Here is a 15,874-nt window from a genome sequence, read left to right on the forward strand (position 1 = left end):
GAGATGAAAGACGATAAAATCTATGAAATGTTAAATGATGCGGAAATTGATTTGAATGAATATGAAGTAGAAGAGTTATCCTCCGAAGAAAAGGAACGGTATAAAACGAGAATCCGGATGGAGGTAAAACGTATGAACATGGAAACAAGGAATAAGAAAAATAAAAATATAAGAAAAATTGCGGCAGGAATGGCAGCAGCCTGTGCGGTTGCAGTAGGAGTAGCAGGATTTTCTAATTCTGCACTGGCAGACAGCATCTACAGCAACACAATCGGAAAACTGATTGGCGCAACACAGGGAGATAAAGATGAAAAGGAACTTTCGGATATCTATTCTACCATTGGAAAAGAGTCCACGGAATTGGTTTCGGATAATCAGTGTGTGCTGGAAACAGACCAGAGTGGAGTAAAGATAAGCGTTTCGGATGTGTATTGCGATGGTTACCTGCTTTACTACACAACCACCCTTAGCACAGACAATGAAAAACTGAATGAATCAGACTGGATTATGGGACCGCAGAGTGATAAGGTGATGGAAAATGTTTCTATCAATGAAACCCTGATTCAGTCGGCAATCGGGCAGCCTTTTGAAAAGGCAGAGGACGGAAGCTATGTGAAGATGGAACAAATTGATTTATCAACATTGACTGATGAAAATGATAATCCGATTGACATTTCGGACTTGAAAGATTTTACCGTAACCTGGAGCATAGACACCTTGGAAGGCTATCTTTCCGATGCATGGGATGAAAATGGAGAATATCAGACCACCACAAAAGTAAGCGGAGACTGGCAGCTCTCCTTCCCGGTGCATGTGGATACTTCCAAGAATGAGACTATCGCAGTAAATAAAGAAGATAATGGTGTTGCAGTAAGTCAGGTAATCAAAACCGGTGCCGTCTTGATCGTTGACATGCAGCTCCCGGATATTACCGGCGCACCGTACAATGACCCACATAATGACCCGGATATATTTATTACCGACGAAGCAGGCAATGCAATGTGGTGGTTAGGCGGCCGGTTTACCCCAAATGAGGATGGAAGCCAGAGTGAACGGATTATGCTGCTTTATAATGGAGAGAGTACAATCCATATATCCGTAACCAACAAAAATGGTGCGGGTGAAAGTATTGCAGAACTGGATGTGGACTTAAAATAAAACCGGAATCAATAAAATAGATAATGAAATATGTAATAGAATAGAAAAATAAAGAAAAAAGGGTAAAGAAAAAAGCAGCTATGGGATGCAAAGAAAAAAGCATTTCATGGCTGCTTTTTCTGATGTTAGGCAGTTATAAAAAACGCAGATGGCAGGCTGCATCACTGCGAAGATGAAAATTATTCCCCAATATTGAAAAATATATGCATATTGTGCGAAAATAATGCTTGACTTTAGAAAACTACTTGTGGTATCATATACGTTGCACTATTGTGGTGAGGTGGCTTTACTATATCCTTTTTTAGGAAATGAAGCCCAAAGAATATAATTTGCTGAAATTTAGTGGATTGAGAATAAAAAACGAGAGGTGAAACGTCAATGGAGAAAAACAGAATACGTCCGGTGAAGGCTGGAAAAGGCATACGTATGAGTTACTCAAGACAAAAAGAGGTATTGGAAATGCCAAACCTGATTGAGGTCCAGAAGGATTCCTATCAGTGGTTCTTAGACGAGGGCCTGAAAGAAGTGTTTGCAGATATCTCTCCGATTGAGGATTATAGCGGACATCTTAGCTTGGAATTTGTGGATTTCACATTATGTGAGGATGATGTGAAGTATACAATTCCGGAGTGTAAACAGAGAGACGCAACTTATGCAGCTCCTTTGAAGGTAAAAGTCAGACTGTATAACAAAGAAACAGATGAAATTAATGAACATGAGATTTTTATGGGCGATTTACCTCTCATGACAGAGACCGGAACCTTCGTTATCAATGGAGCAGAGCGTGTTATCGTAAGCCAGTTGGTTCGTTCCCCTGGTATTTACTATGGCATTGCGCATGATAAAGTAGGTAAGGAACTCTATTCCTGTACCGTAATCCCGAACCGTGGAGCATGGTTAGAGTATGAAACAGACTCTAATGATATTTTCTATGTACGTGTTGACCGTACCAGAAAAGTGCCAATCACAGTATTACTGCGTGCATTAGGACTGGGAACCAACCAGGAAATTATAGATTTATTTGGCGAAGAGCCAAAGATTTTAGCATCTTTTGGAAAAGACGTTGCTACAAGCTACGAGGAAGGTCTTCTGGAATTATATAAGAAGATTCGTCCGGGCGAGCCTCTTTCTGTTGACAGTGCAGAGAGCCTGATTACCGCAATGTTCTTCGACCCAAGACGTTATGACCTGGCAAAAGTAGGTCGTTATAAATTTAACAAGAAGCTGGCATTTAAGAACCGTTTACGCGGAAAAGTGCTGGCTGAAGATGTTGTTCTTGAGACTACCGGAGAGGTAATCGAAAAAGGAACAGAGCTGACCAGAGAGCTTGCAGAAGAGATTCAGAACGCAGCTGTTCCGGCGGTATATATTGCTACAGAAGAAAGAAATGAAAAAGTTCTTTCTAATATGATGGTAGACCTCACTACCTATGTAGACGTAGTACCGAAGGAAGTTGGTATTACTGAGCTGGTATATTATCCGGCATTAAAGAAAATCCTGGATGAAAATGAATCCTTGGAAGATATCAAGGAAGCAATTCGTAAAAACGTATCTGAACTGGTTCCGAAGCATATTACCAAGGAAGATATTTTTGCATCCGTTAACTACAATATGCACTTGGAGTGGGGCATTGGAAATGACGATGATATCGACCACTTAGGTAACCGTCGTATCCGTGCCGTAGGTGAGTTATTACAGAACCAGTACAGAATCGGACTTTCCAGAATGGAACGTGTGGTTCGTGAGCGTATGACCACCCAGGATCAGGAAGGAATTTCTCCACAGAGCCTGATTAATATCAAACCGGTAACCGCAGCAGTGAAAGAGTTCTTCGGATCTTCCCAGCTGTCACAGTTCATGGATCAGAACAACCCGCTGGGTGAGCTGACACATAAGAGACGTTTATCCGCATTAGGACCAGGTGGTTTGTCCAGAGACCGTGCCGGATTCGAGGTTCGAGACGTACACTACTCCCATTACGGAAGAATGTGCCCGATTGAGACTCCTGAAGGACCGAACATCGGACTTATCAACTCACTGGCATGTTATGCAAGAATTAACGAATATGGTTTCATTGAGGCACCATATCGTAAGATTGATAAAACAGATCCTAAGAATCCGCGTGTTACAGAAGATGTTGTATACATGACCGCAGATGAAGAGGATAATTACCATGTAGCACAGGCGAATGAAAAACTGGATGAAGAAGGACATTTCGTAAGAAATTCCGTTTCCGGCCGTTACTTAGATGAGACACAGGAATATGACAAGCAGATGTTTGATTATATGGATGTATCTCCTAAGATGGTATTCTCTGTTGCTACCGCATTGATTCCGTTCTTGCAGAACGATGATGCGAACCGTGCGCTGATGGGATCTAACATGCAGCGTCAGGCAGTACCTCTTCTTACCACAGAAGCTCCTGTAGTAGGAACCGGTATGGAAACCAAGACTGCAGTAGACTCCGGTGTATGTGTAGTTGCAAAGAAATCCGGTACTATTGAGAAATCTGAGTCAAACCAGATTACCGTGAAGAATGATGATGGAACAAGAGACGTATACAAACTGACCAAGTTCTCACGAAGTAACCAGTCCAACTGCTACAACCAGAGACCAATCGTGTTCAAAGGTGATCATGTAGAAGCTGGCGAAGTAATTGCTGACGGACCATCTACTGCTAATGGTGAGCTTGCTCTTGGAAAGAACCCGTTAATCGGATTCATGACATGGGAAGGTTACAACTACGAGGACGCTGTTCTTCTGAGTGAAAGATTAGTACAGGATGATGTTTATACATCTGTTCATATTGAAGAGTACGAAGCAGAAGCCCGTGATACCAAATTAGGACCGGAAGAAATTACAAGAGACGTTCCAGGTGTCGGCGATGATGCATTGAAAGACCTTGACGAAAGAGGAATCATACGTATCGGTGCAGAAGTTCGTGCCGGTGATATTCTGGTAGGTAAGGTTACTCCAAAGGGAGAGACAGAGCTTACCGCAGAAGAGAGACTGTTACGTGCCATCTTCGGTGAGAAAGCAAGAGAAGTAAGAGATACTTCCTTGAAAGTACCACATGGTGAATATGGTATCATTGTAGAGGCGAAAGTATTTACAAGAGAAAATGGTGACGAATTATCCCCTGGTGTAAATCAGGCAGTTCGTATTTACATTGCACAGAAGAGAAAAATCTCCGTTGGAGATAAGATGGCTGGACGTCATGGTAACAAGGGTGTTGTTTCCCGTGTACTTCCGGTAGAAGATATGCCATTCCTGCCGAACGGCCGTCCACTGGATATTGTATTGAACCCATTGGGTGTACCTTCCCGTATGAATATCGGTCAGGTCCTGGAGATTCACTTAAGTCTTGCAGCGAAAGCACTTGGATTTAACATTGAGACTCCTGTATTTGACGGTGCACGAGAGATTGATATTCAGGATACCCTGGAACTGGCAAATGATTATGTCAACTCCACCTGGGAAGAATTTGAAGCAAAATATAAAGATACATTGCGTGAAGATGTAATGCAGTATCTTTCCGATAACAGAGACCACAGAGAATTATGGAAGGGCGTTCCGATTTCCCGTGACGGAAAGGTTCAGCTTCGTGACGGACGTACCGGAGAAGAATTTGACTCACCGGTTACCATTGGCCACATGCATTACCTGAAACTGCATCATCTGGTAGATGATAAGATTCATGCACGTTCTACCGGTCCTTACTCCTTAGTAACACAGCAGCCTCTGGGTGGTAAAGCTCAGTTTGGTGGACAGCGTTTCGGAGAGATGGAGGTTTGGGCACTGGAAGCTTATGGTGCATCTTACACATTACAGGAGATTCTGACTGTGAAGTCCGACGACGTGGTTGGCCGTGTGAAGACATACGAAGCAATCATTAAGGGTGACAATATCCCTGAACCGGGAATCCCAGAATCCTTCAAGGTACTTCTCAAAGAACTTCAGTCCCTTGGTCTTGATGTCAGAGTATTAGACGAAGACCGTAACGAAGTTGAACTGATGGAGACCAGCGAATATGGTAACACAGATTTGAATTCCATTATCTCAGGCGATAAAGATTTCGCGTTTGAAGACAGCGAGTCCTTCGGAAAGATGGGCTTCACCAAACAGGAATTTGATTCTGAGAGTGGAGAACTCAACAACGTAGAAGAAGAGGAAGAGGATGATGACGCAGGCTTCGATTTTGACGATGCTGCCGATGAAGTTCTTGACGAAGAATAAATAGGAAGGGAGTGTCATTAATGCCAGGAACAGTAAAACAGGAAACTTCCCAGCCGATACAGTTTGATGCAATTCAGATTGGTCTGGCATCACCTGAGAAAATCAGAGAGTGGTCCAGAGGAGAAGTTAAGAAACCTGAGACCATTAACTATAGAACTTTGAAACCGGAAAAAGACGGATTATTCTGTGAGAAGATTTTTGGACCGAGCAAAGACTGGGAATGTCATTGTGGTAAGTACAAAAAGATTCGTTATAAAGGTGTTGTCTGCGACCGCTGTGGTGTTGAAATTACCAAAGCCAGCGTTCGTAGGGAGCGTATGGGACATATCGAGCTTGCAGCTCCGGTATCCCATATCTGGTACTTCAAAGGAATTCCATCCCGTATGGGATTAATCTTAGATCTTTCTCCAAGAACATTGGAGAAGGTTCTGTACTTTGCTTCCTATATCGTACTGGATGCAGGTTCTACAGATTTATCTGTAAAGCAGGTATTATCCGAGCAGGAATATCAGGATGCAAGGGAAAAATATGGCAGCTCTTTCCGTGTTGGAATGGGTGCAGAAGCCATTCTTGAGTTATTACAGGCAATTGACCTGGAGAAAGATGCAGCAGAGCTGAAAGCAGAATTAAAAGATGCTACCGGCCAGAAACGTGCAAGAATCATCAAGAGACTGGAAGTGGTAGAATCCTTCCGTGAATCCGGAAATAAACCGGAGTGGATGATTATGACCGTTATCCCGGTTATTCCACCAGATTTACGTCCTATGGTACAGCTGGATGGTGGACGTTTTGCAACATCTGATTTAAATGATTTATATCGTAGAATTATCAATAGAAACAACCGTCTGAGAAGATTGTTAGAGTTAGGTGCACCTGATATCATCGTTCGTAACGAGAAGAGAATGCTGCAGGAAGCAGTAGATGCCCTGATTGACAACGGTAGAAGAGGAAGACCGGTAACCGGACCTGGTAACCGTGCTCTGAAATCTCTGTCCGATATGCTGAAAGGTAAATCGGGACGTTTCCGTCAGAACCTTCTTGGAAAACGTGTAGACTACTCTGGACGTTCCGTTATCGTCGTAGGACCGGAACTTAAGATTTATCAGTGTGGTCTGCCAAAAGAAATGGCAATCGAGCTGTTTAAACCGTTTGTTATGAAAGAGCTGGTTGCAAACGGAACTGCACACAATATTAAGAGTGCAAAGAAGATGGTTGAAAGATTACAGCCGGAAGTCTGGGATGTCTTAGAAGACGTCATCAAAGAGCATCCGGTTATGCTGAACCGTGCTCCTACACTGCACAGACTCGGTATTCAGGCATTTGAGCCAATCCTGGTAGAAGGTAAAGCAATTAAGCTTCACCCATTGGTATGTACCGCATACAACGCCGACTTCGACGGAGACCAGATGGCTGCCCATTTACCACTGTCACAGGAAGCACAGGCAGAATGCCGTTTTATGCTGCTTTCACCGAACAACCTGTTAAAACCTTCTGATGGAGGCCCTGTAGCCGTTCCTTCACAGGATATGGTTCTTGGTATCTACTATCTGACACAGGAAAGACCAGGTTCCTTAGGAGAAGGCGGATACTATAAGAGCGTAAACGAAGCAATTCTGGCATATGAGAATCAGGCACTTACACTGCATTCCAGAATCCATGTGCGTGTTCATAAGACAATGCCGGATGGAACTGTTAAGACTGGTGTCGTTGAGTCAACACTGGGAAGATTTATCTTCAATGAAATCATTCCTCAGGATTTAGGTTTTGTAGATAGAAGCAAGCCTGAAAATGAACTGGTACTGGAAATCGATTTCCATGTGGCAAAGAAACAGTTAAAACAGATTCTGGAAAAAGTTATTAATACACACGGAGCAACCAAGACCGCTGAGGTATTAGACGATATTAAGTCCATGGGTTACAAGTACTCTACAAGAGCAGCTATGACCGTATCTATTTCAGATATGACAGTACCGCCTCAGAAACCGGAAATGATTGCAAAGGCTCAGGATACGGTAGACCGCATTTCAAGACAGTACAAACGTGGTCTTATTACAGAGGAAGAGCGTTACAAAGAAGTTGTTGAAACATGGAAAGAGACTGATGATGAGCTGACAGAAGCACTGCTTTCCGGTCTGGATAAATACAACAACATCTTCATGATGGCAGATTCCGGAGCCCGTGGTTCTGATAAACAGATTAAACAGTTAGCAGGTATGCGTGGTTTGATGGCTGATACAACCGGTAGAACAATCGAGCTGCCTATCAAATCAAACTTCCGTGAAGGTCTTGAAGTATTGGAGTACTTCATGTCCGCACATGGAGCCCGAAAAGGTATGTCCGATACTGCGTTACGTACTGCCGATTCCGGTTACTTAACCAGACGTCTGGTAGACGTATCACAGGACCTGATTGTCCGTGAATCTGATTGCTGCGCAGGCACAGGAAGAGAGATTCCTGGTATGTATGTCAAAGCATTCATGGATGGAAAAGAAGAAATCGAAAGTCTTGAAGAGCGTATTACAGGAAGATTCTCCTGTGAGACAATTTGCGATAAAGATGGTAATGTGCTTGTAAAAGCAAACCATATGATTACACCAAAACGTGCTGCAGCAATTATGAGTAAGGGTGTAGATGAGAATGGAGAGCCATTAACCAAGGTTAAAATCCGTACCATTCTTACCTGCCGTTCCCACATCGGAGTTTGTGCAAAATGTTATGGAAGCAATATGGCTACCGGTCAGGCAGTACAGGTTGGTGAAGCAGTTGGTATTATCGCAGCTCAGTCTATCGGAGAACCTGGTACACAGCTTACCATGAGAACATTCCACAACGGTGGTGTTGCCGGTGACGATATTACACAGGGTCTTCCTCGTGTCGAGGAGCTGTTTGAGGCAAGAAAGCCTAAGGGACTTGCAATTATCACAGAATTTGGTGGTGTTGCAACCATTAAAGATACCAAGAAGAAACGTGAGATCATTGTAACAAACAATGAAACAGGTGAGACTAAGACTTATCTGATTCCTTACGGTTCCAGAATTAAGATTATGGATGGCGCAGTATTAGAGGCTGGTGATGAACTGACCGAAGGTTCTGTAAATCCACACGATATCCTTAAGATTAAGGGCGTACGTGCCGTACAGGATTACCTGATTCAGGAAGTACAGCGTGTATACCGTCTGCAGGGTGTTGAGATTAATGATAAACATATCGAGGTTATCGTTCGTCAGATGTTAAAGAAGATTCGTATTGAAAATAACGGAGATTCTGAGTTCCTGCCAGGAACATTAGTAGATAATCTGGATTACGAAGAGATGAATGAGCAGTTAGAGGAAGAAGGCAAAGAGCCGGCAGAAGGTAAACAGGTATTACTTGGTATTACCAAAGCATCTTTGGCAACCAACTCCTTCTTATCAGCAGCATCCTTCCAGGAGACAACTAAGGTTCTGACAGAAGCAGCTATCAAGGGCAAGATTGACCCATTGATTGGTCTGAAAGAGAACGTAATTATCGGTAAGCTGATTCCGGCTGGTACTGGTATGAAGCGTTATCGTAACATCAAACTGAACACAGATGTAAACGAAGAGGAAGAACTCTCCTTTGATGATTTTGACGGATTCGATGAAGCACCTGTGACAGATGAAATCGAAGAGACAGAAGCAAAAGAAGAAGTAACTGCTTCTACAGAAGAATAAGAGTCAGTTCTGTGAACTGGCAGAGCTAATGGAAGGGAAGCTCTGGCTTAATAGGCCGGAGTTTCCCTTTCGAGTTAGAGATTCTTTTAAGCTTTTATACAGGTGGTAGAATAAACAAACGAGGAAAATGCAATGAAAGTAATCGTAGCAATAGATTCATTAAAAGACAGCTTAAGTTCCTTAGAGGCAGGAAAAGCAGTGGAAGATGGTATTAAAAAAGCAATACCAACAGCAGAAGTTATGATAAGGCCGGTTGCAGATGGTGGAGAAGGAACAGTAACAGCCCTGACCACTGGATTGCAGGGCAGTCTGGAAAAGGTAGCGGTAACAGGTCCCCTTGGACAGAAGGTCGAGGCAGCGTATGGTATCCTGCCTGATAAAACAGCAGTCATTGAAATGGCAGAAGCCGCCGGACTGCCACTGGTGCCGGTGGATAAACGAAATCCAATGGAAACCACTACTTATGGTGTGGGGGAACTGATAAGCCATGCCATGGATAGAGGCTGCCGTAAGTTTATCGTTGGAATTGGCGGCAGTGCCACCAATGATGGCGGTGTCGGAATGCTGCAGGCTTTAGGGTGTCATTTTTATAAAAAAGATGGAATTGAAATAGGATTTGGAGCAAAAGAACTGAAAGACCTGGAAACGATAGATACGGAGGCGTTGGATAAGAGACTGAAAGAATGTACTTTTGAAATAGCCTGTGATGTGACCAATCCGTTATGTGGCACAACAGGAGCCAGTGCTGTGTTTGCACCACAGAAGGGTGCAGACGAGACCATGGTAGTAAAACTGGATGCGGCATTATCTCATTTTGCTGATGTATCAGAAAAGGCTTTAGGCGTAGACAACCGGAACATGCCGGGAGCCGGAGCAGCAGGCGGACTGGGCTTCGCATTTGCATCTTATCTGGGCGGGGATTTACGTCCGGGCGTAGAGATAGTATTAGATGCGGTATTGCCGGAGAAAGAATTAAGTGAAGCTGATATCGTAGTGACCGGAGAAGGAAGATTTGACGGACAGACTGCTATGGGAAAAGCGCCGGTTGGAATTGCAAAGCGGGCAAAAGAAAAGGACTGCATGGTACTGGTATTTGCCGGCAGCATTGAACCACAGGGCGTCCGGAAAGTGCAGGATGAAATGCAGCTTGTAGATGGAGCATTTCCAATTTTACCAGGTGTGATGACATTGGAAGAGGCCATGCAGAAGACAGTGGCATATGAGAATATGAGCTATACGGCAGAGCAGGTATTCCGGCTGATTGGGAACTGTTATATAAAATAATTTCTATGCCAGCCCTTCGTACCCTAGTTCATAGAGCAGCTCATTGGCATCGGAAAGAGCACAGTTTCTTTGCAGGCAGAAAATAATCGCACTGTCCCGCTCCATACGGGCATAGAGAATCGGATAGCCGGTGGCTTTTAAAAGCTGCTGCACTTCCGTGAAGGACAGGTCCATGGCAAAACAGAGAGCGAGCACTTTGTCACGGGAAGGACGCTTACGTCCATCAAAAATCTGATAACAGTAAGTACGGTCAAGACCGCTTTTTCGAATGAGAGAAGGCAGGTCTTGATTTTTTGCCTGAATCAACCGGTTCAGATAATCCGAAAGTGAGACCTCGATCAGCTCAGCTTCCTCCTGCTCTGCATAGTTGGAGAAAGCAGGTGTGTTTTTCAAAATATCTAAAAGTTCCTGGGTTGATTTTTTCATTTGGCGAATCCTCTCATTTCTGCTATAGTGATATTGATTATCATAGAATTGTGGGAATGAAAATTCAAGTAGAAAAGGAAAAAGTGATAACAAATGAGTGAAAAATTATATCAGGATTTTCGGCGGCAGCGGCAAATACCGCTTACCGTACTGGGGGGCCAGCCGCCCTATCAGACCCGGTTGATACAGGATGCTGCCACAGGAAAGATTCTGGTTCAAAAAGCAATACAAAAAGACAGTATTCCGGTTTACCGGAAACTGCAGCAATTAGAAAGTCCACATCTTGCCAGGATTATAAGCTGTGAAGAGCAGCAGGACATCGGCATGGTAACAGAAGAATATATCAGCGGTGAGACACTGGATGAGAAGCTGCACCGGCAGGGCGTTATGCCGCCGGAGCTTGTAAAATATTATATCCGACAGTTACTGGAAGCATTGGAGCAGATTCATGCACAGGGAATCGTACACCGTGATATTTCTCCGAAAAATGTTCTCATTTCTACGGATGGAGTTGTAAAATTACTGGATTTTGATATTGCAAGGAGACGTAAGCGAAATCAGAATGCAGACACGACAATTCTTGGAACCGTAGGATTTGCATCTCCGGAGCAGTATGGTTTCCTTCAGACAGATGCAACCGCAGATATTTATGCACTGGGTGTTCTTATGAATGTGATGCTGGAGGGGACGCTGCCAAATGTGCATCTGACTGCCCGGAAACCATTTTGTAATGTGATAAAAAGATGTATAGAGATTGACCCGCAGAACCGCTATCAGAATGCCGGGGAACTTCGGGAGGCATTAAAATTAGAAAATCCGGGTGCTGTAAAAAAGAAAACGATTCTTCCGGGATTCCGGACCGGAGTTGTCTGGAAAGAGATAGTGGCAGTTTTTGTATATCTATTTCTGATTGTGGGAAGCATACAGTTTCTGATGCTGTATGGCAAGACTCCATTGACTTTTTGCCTGGAAGCAATTGCGGTATTCATCTATGCGTGGATATCCTGCGGGGTTGGATTTAATTTCCTTTTGTGGGACACCAAAGTGCCGGGAATCCGCTCCCTGCAGAAGCCGGTACGGATTATAATCCGGATTATACTGGCACTTACTATCTTTTATTTTGGCATGAAGCTGGAAAACTATGTAAAAATAACCTTACTTGGTCTGTCTCTGAAATAGAAAATATCGAAAGTTATCGGGCTATGAAAGATGCCTCCGATTTTGAACACGGCTGAAAATGTATGCTGCCGGCATACCACAAAGCCTTCCGACTCGTATATGATGATTTCATACTTAAGAATGATGAAAAACCGGGAGGCAAGAAAATGGAAAAAGTAAAGAAACCGATTTATAAGAAATGGTGGTTCTGGGTAATTATTGTAGTAGTTGTATTTGCAATTGCAGCAGGCGGCAGCGGAAGTGACAAAAAGGATTCGAGAAAGAATTCTGTTGCCGGTACAGAGCAGACGGATAACAAAGACGCAAAGACAAAGGACTCCGATGCAAAAGATGCAGAACCGGAAGAAGATTTATCCGCTGTAGAAACAGAATATACCCTTGGAGCAGGTTATTACACCGCAGGTATTGATTTGCCGGTTGGAAAATGTAACCTTACCGCAGTCAGCGGAAATGGAAATATAAACAGCTCCAATCTTCTGAAGGGTGGAGTCAATGAGATGTTCGGCGTGGATGATGGAAATGATCTTTACGAATCATCCTTTAACGGACTTAAGATGAAAGAAAATGTAGTATTTCATATTTCCGGAGATGTAGTTGTACAGGTCAGTTATACAGAAGTGACTGGTGGCATGACCGGAAGAGAATATGATGAATCCCAGGCGGTAGAATTAGGCAGTGGAAACTATACCGCAGGAACAGATTTTCCGGCAGGAACCTATACGGTGACAGCGGTGGACGGAACCGGAAATGTCAGTTCATCCAATCTGCTTGACGGTGGAATGAATGAGATATTTGGTGTGGATGACGGAAATGGTCTTTATACTTCTGAAGTGAAAAATGTGGAATTCAGTGATGGTGTGGATTTAAAGGTAAGTGGAGTGAATATCCGTCTGGTGCCGGCAAAGGAATAAAAGTATTTACGGAAATATTATAGAAAAGCACAACAGGATTTGCCTGAGGAGGGCAAGGCTGCTGTGCTTTTTTGTGCTTGTGCGAGTAGTGAAAAATATATTTTTACCTATGCATTTGGAAAGCATTATGACAACTTAAGAAGTTCACATTGCTTTAAGAAAAAATTATGGTACAATTGCAGTGAATGTGGAAAGTTATAAAAAGTTATAAAGACTTATAAAAGAATATAAAAGTTATAAAAGGTTATAAAAGGAGTACTCAAAATGACAATCCGTACCGCACAGATGGAAGATATTGATGCAATTACAGCAGTGGAGACAGAATGTTTCCCGCCGGCAGAAGCAGCAACTAGGGAAGAATTTGCAGAACGTTTAAAATATTATAAAGACCATTTCTGGCTGATGTTCAATGAGGGACATCTGGTGGCATTTGTAGATGGCATGGTGAGCAATCAGAAAGACCTTACAGATGAAATGTATGAAAAAGCAGACCTGCATGAGGAACAGGGTGACTGGCAGATGATTTTCGGTGTGAATACCATCCCGGCATATCGAAGATGCGGTCTGGCAGAGCAGCTATTAAAAAGAGCTATTGCAGATGCAAAAGCCCAGGGAAGAAAAGGGCTGGTGCTGACCTGCAAGGATAAGCTGATACATTACTATGCAAAATTTGGTTTTGAAAATGAAGGCGTATCGGAATCTACTCATGGAAACGTGGTGTGGAACAAGATGCGTCTGACTTTCTAAAATTGGAATATCTTATAAAAACGAAATGAGGCAGAACTTTGAAATATAAAAAAGTAGTAAAAGGAAGCTTTGTAGACCGCCCGAATCGTTTTATAGCCCATGTTAAGATTGACGGTGAGATTCAGACGGTACATGTAAAGAATACCGGGCGGTGCCGGGAACTGCTGCTTCCGGATGCGGAAGTTTATCTGGAAGTGGCAGACAATCCGGCACGAAAGACAGACTATGATTTGATTGCGGTCTATAAAGAAAATTTTGGCTTAATAAATATTGACAGTCAGGCACCCAATAAGGTGGCAAAGGAATGGCTTGAAACACAGAATTATGATGTAGTGAAACCGGAGTATAAATATGGAAATTCCAGAATTGATTTCTATATGAAGAAAGGGATGCAGGAATATCTGATGGAAGTAAAGGGCTGTACCTTAGAACGGCAGGGAATCGGTTATTTTCCCGATGCACCAACAGAGCGAGGGGTAAAGCATTTACGGGAATTGATTGGAGCAAAAAAAGCCGGTTATGAATGTGCTGTGGCATTTGTGATTCAGATGGAAGGCGTAACGGAAGTCCGGGCAAATGAAGAGACACACCCGGAGTTTAAAGATGCGTTAGAAGAAGCACGGGCAGCAGGCGTAAAAGTATTGTTTCTTATGTGTAAGGTGGAAAAGGACAGCCTCAGAGTAGTGGAGCAGCGGGAGTAAAAAATGTGGTATAAAGAAAAGGTAGTGCGCTTCTATGATTTAGATAGAAATCTGATAGAGGTAAGGAAGCCGGTGAGGTTGGAAGGAAAGATTTAGCCGGCGAGCCAGAGAACTTCGATTCCGCTAACGCTCCATCTCAGTCGTGGCTGTCGCCACATGAACGGAAAGATTCAGGCATAAGAACGAGAACCGCAACTTCGATTCCGCTGACGCTCCATCTCAGTCGTGGCTGTCGCCACATCAAAAAGAAAGCTTTCAGCCGTTATCAAATAAATTTGAACAGCTGAAAGCCTTCTTTTTTTCTCTGGCTCGTAGCTTGCACGAAAAATTTGCTTGACAAGTGGCGAATCGGCTTATATACTGAATTAGTGTGCATACAAATGCACATTTATCAAATAATAGCACAGGAGGTGAAAATAATGCCAACATTTAACCAGTTAGTAAGAAAAGGACGTCAGACATCTGTTAAGAAGTCTACTGCACCTGCACTTCAGAAGGGCTACAATTCTTTAAAGAAGAAAGCAACTGATACTTCTGCTCCTCAGAAGAGAGGTGTTTGTACCGCTGTTAAGACAGCTACACCTAAAAAACCTAACTCAGCTCTTAGAAAGATCGCCAGAGTTCGTCTTTCCAACGGAATCGAAGTAACAAGCTACATTCCAGGAGAGGGACACAACTTACAGGAACATAGCGTTGTTCTTATTCGTGGTGGTCGTGTTAAGGACTTACCAGGTACAAGATACCATATTATCCGTGGAACTCTTGATACAGCAGGAGTCGCTAACAGAAAACAGGCTCGTTCCAAATACGGCGCTAAGAGACCAAAAGACGCTAAATAAGCTTAGCGCACACCAATAGTATCACAAACAGAGCTAAAGGTAAGTGTTGGAATTATTGTCACATACGATATATTTCCGCACGAACACATTTTAGAGAGACACATGTGAGTACCGTTGAATTAATCGAAACAAATACTACATGACAGGCACAATGACCTGTGATGCAAAACATGATTAAGGAGGGAAGTAACGTGCCACGTAAAGGACATACTCAGAAAAGAGACGTATTAGCAGATCCGATGTACAATAACAAAGTGGTTACCAAGCTTATCAACAACATTATGTTAGATGGTAAGAAAGGTATTGCACAGAAGATTGTATACGGTGCATTTGACAGAGTTGCAGAGAAGACTGAGAGACCAGCTCTTGAAGTATTCGAGGAAGCTATGAACAACGTTATGCCAGTACTTGAGGTAAAGGCTAGACGTATCGGTGGAGCAACTTACCAGGTACCTATCGAAGTTAGACCGGACCGTCGTCAGGCTCTGGCTCTTCGTTGGCTTACACTGTTTTCACGCAAGAGAGGCGAGAAGACAATGGAAGAAAGACTGGCAAATGAGATCATGGATGCAGCAAACAATACTGGTGCATCTGTAAAGAAAAAAGAAGATATGCACAAGATGGCAGAAGCAAACAAAGCTTTCGCACACTATCGTTTCTAATCAGAACGAGAGCATATTTTTTCGGTTAAGAAAATTAGG

General features: G+C 43.2%; 11 protein-coding genes. 10 read left to right on the forward strand and 1 reads right to left on the reverse strand.

The window, feature by feature from the left end:
- The first annotated feature begins 3 nt into the window (after nucleotides 1–3).
- From DV740_RS11000 to DV740_RS11015, 4 genes are all read left to right on the forward strand, one after another.
- Nucleotides 4–1,158 (forward strand): DUF4179 domain-containing protein, encoded by a 1,155-nt coding sequence (locus DV740_RS11000; protein WP_118088082.1) that lies wholly within the window; start codon nucleotides 4–6, stop codon nucleotides 1,156–1,158.
- Between the two features lie 378 nt (nucleotides 1,159–1,536).
- Nucleotides 1,537–5,394 (forward strand): DNA-directed RNA polymerase subunit beta, encoded by a 3,858-nt coding sequence (gene rpoB, locus DV740_RS11005; RefSeq protein WP_118088083.1) that lies wholly within the window; start codon nucleotides 1,537–1,539, stop codon nucleotides 5,392–5,394.
- 20 nt (nucleotides 5,395–5,414) lie between these two features.
- A complete protein-coding gene (rpoC, locus tag DV740_RS11010; protein ID WP_118088084.1) occupies nucleotides 5,415–9,086 on the forward strand; it encodes a DNA-directed RNA polymerase subunit beta' in 3,672 nt (1,223 codons plus the stop codon).
- Between the two features lie 132 nt (nucleotides 9,087–9,218).
- Nucleotides 9,219–10,370 (forward strand): glycerate kinase family protein, encoded by a 1,152-nt coding sequence (locus DV740_RS11015; RefSeq protein ID WP_118088085.1) that lies wholly within the window; start codon nucleotides 9,219–9,221, stop codon nucleotides 10,368–10,370.
- 3 nt (nucleotides 10,371–10,373) lie between these two features.
- On the opposite strand, the gene DV740_RS11020 is transcribed toward DV740_RS11015, so the two are convergent.
- Nucleotides 10,374–10,796, reverse strand: coding sequence for a hypothetical protein (locus DV740_RS11020; protein ID WP_022242935.1), 423 nt, complete (start codon nucleotides 10,794–10,796; stop codon nucleotides 10,374–10,376).
- Nucleotides 10,797–10,889: 93 nt separating this feature from the next.
- Here DV740_RS11020 and DV740_RS11025 point away from each other — a divergent pair, with 93 nt between their 5' ends.
- The 6 genes from DV740_RS11025 (at nucleotide 10,890) to rpsG (ending at nucleotide 15,835) form a co-directional block, all read left to right on the forward strand.
- The gene (locus DV740_RS11025; RefSeq protein ID WP_118088086.1) at nucleotides 10,890–11,975 is read left to right on the forward strand and encodes a serine/threonine protein kinase; all 1,086 of its coding nucleotides are present in this window, start codon (nucleotides 10,890–10,892) and stop codon (nucleotides 11,973–11,975) included.
- A gap of 146 nt (nucleotides 11,976–12,121) precedes the next feature.
- Nucleotides 12,122–12,886 carry a hypothetical protein gene (locus DV740_RS11030; RefSeq protein WP_147340213.1) on the forward strand — a complete coding sequence of 255 codons (765 nt, stop codon included), beginning with the start codon at nucleotides 12,122–12,124 and terminating at the stop codon, nucleotides 12,884–12,886.
- A gap of 264 nt (nucleotides 12,887–13,150) precedes the next feature.
- Nucleotides 13,151–13,633, forward strand: a complete 483-nt coding sequence (locus tag DV740_RS11035) for a GNAT family N-acetyltransferase (RefSeq protein ID WP_118088088.1) — start codon at nucleotides 13,151–13,153, stop codon at nucleotides 13,631–13,633.
- A gap of 38 nt (nucleotides 13,634–13,671) precedes the next feature.
- A complete protein-coding gene (gene sfsA / locus DV740_RS11040; protein ID WP_118088089.1) occupies nucleotides 13,672–14,334 on the forward strand; it encodes a DNA/RNA nuclease SfsA in 663 nt (220 codons plus the stop codon).
- A gap of 419 nt (nucleotides 14,335–14,753) precedes the next feature.
- Nucleotides 14,754–15,173: a 30S ribosomal protein S12 gene (gene rpsL, locus DV740_RS11045; RefSeq protein ID WP_022242941.1), complete on the forward strand. Its 420-nt coding sequence runs from the start codon at nucleotides 14,754–14,756 to the stop codon at nucleotides 15,171–15,173.
- 191 nt (nucleotides 15,174–15,364) lie between these two features.
- Complete coding sequence (gene rpsG, locus DV740_RS11050) at nucleotides 15,365–15,835, forward strand: 30S ribosomal protein S7 (RefSeq protein WP_207659146.1); 471 nt, start codon at nucleotides 15,365–15,367, stop codon at nucleotides 15,833–15,835.
- Nucleotides 15,836–15,874 lie beyond the last annotated feature (39 nt).

The sequence above is a fragment of the Roseburia sp. AF02-12 genome (assembly GCF_003461765.1).
Taxonomy (GTDB): domain Bacteria; phylum Bacillota; class Clostridia; order Lachnospirales; family Lachnospiraceae; genus Roseburia_C; species Roseburia_C amylophila.

Excerpts from the sequence above, each read along its gene's own strand:
- rpoC (WP_118088084.1), top strand. The coding sequence starts at position 5,415 with ATGCCAGGAACAGTAAAACAGGAAACTTCCCAGCCGATACAGTTTGAT.
- DV740_RS11025 (WP_118088086.1), top strand. The coding sequence starts at position 10,890 with ATGAGTGAAAAATTATATCAGGATTTTCGGCGGCAGCGGCAAATACCG.
- rpsL (WP_022242941.1), top strand. The coding sequence starts at position 14,754 with ATGCCAACATTTAACCAGTTAGTAAGAAAAGGACGTCAGACATCTGTT.
- DV740_RS11030 (WP_147340213.1), top strand. The coding sequence starts at position 12,122 with ATGGAAAAAGTAAAGAAACCGATTTATAAGAAATGGTGGTTCTGGGTA.
- DV740_RS11020 (WP_022242935.1), bottom strand. The coding sequence starts at position 10,796 with ATGAAAAAATCAACCCAGGAACTTTTAGATATTTTGAAAAACACACCT.
- DV740_RS11000 (WP_118088082.1), top strand. The coding sequence starts at position 4 with ATGAAAGACGATAAAATCTATGAAATGTTAAATGATGCGGAAATTGAT.
- rpoB (WP_118088083.1), top strand. The coding sequence starts at position 1,537 with ATGGAGAAAAACAGAATACGTCCGGTGAAGGCTGGAAAAGGCATACGT.
- DV740_RS11015 (WP_118088085.1), top strand. The coding sequence starts at position 9,219 with ATGAAAGTAATCGTAGCAATAGATTCATTAAAAGACAGCTTAAGTTCC.
- DV740_RS11035 (WP_118088088.1), top strand. The coding sequence starts at position 13,151 with ATGACAATCCGTACCGCACAGATGGAAGATATTGATGCAATTACAGCA.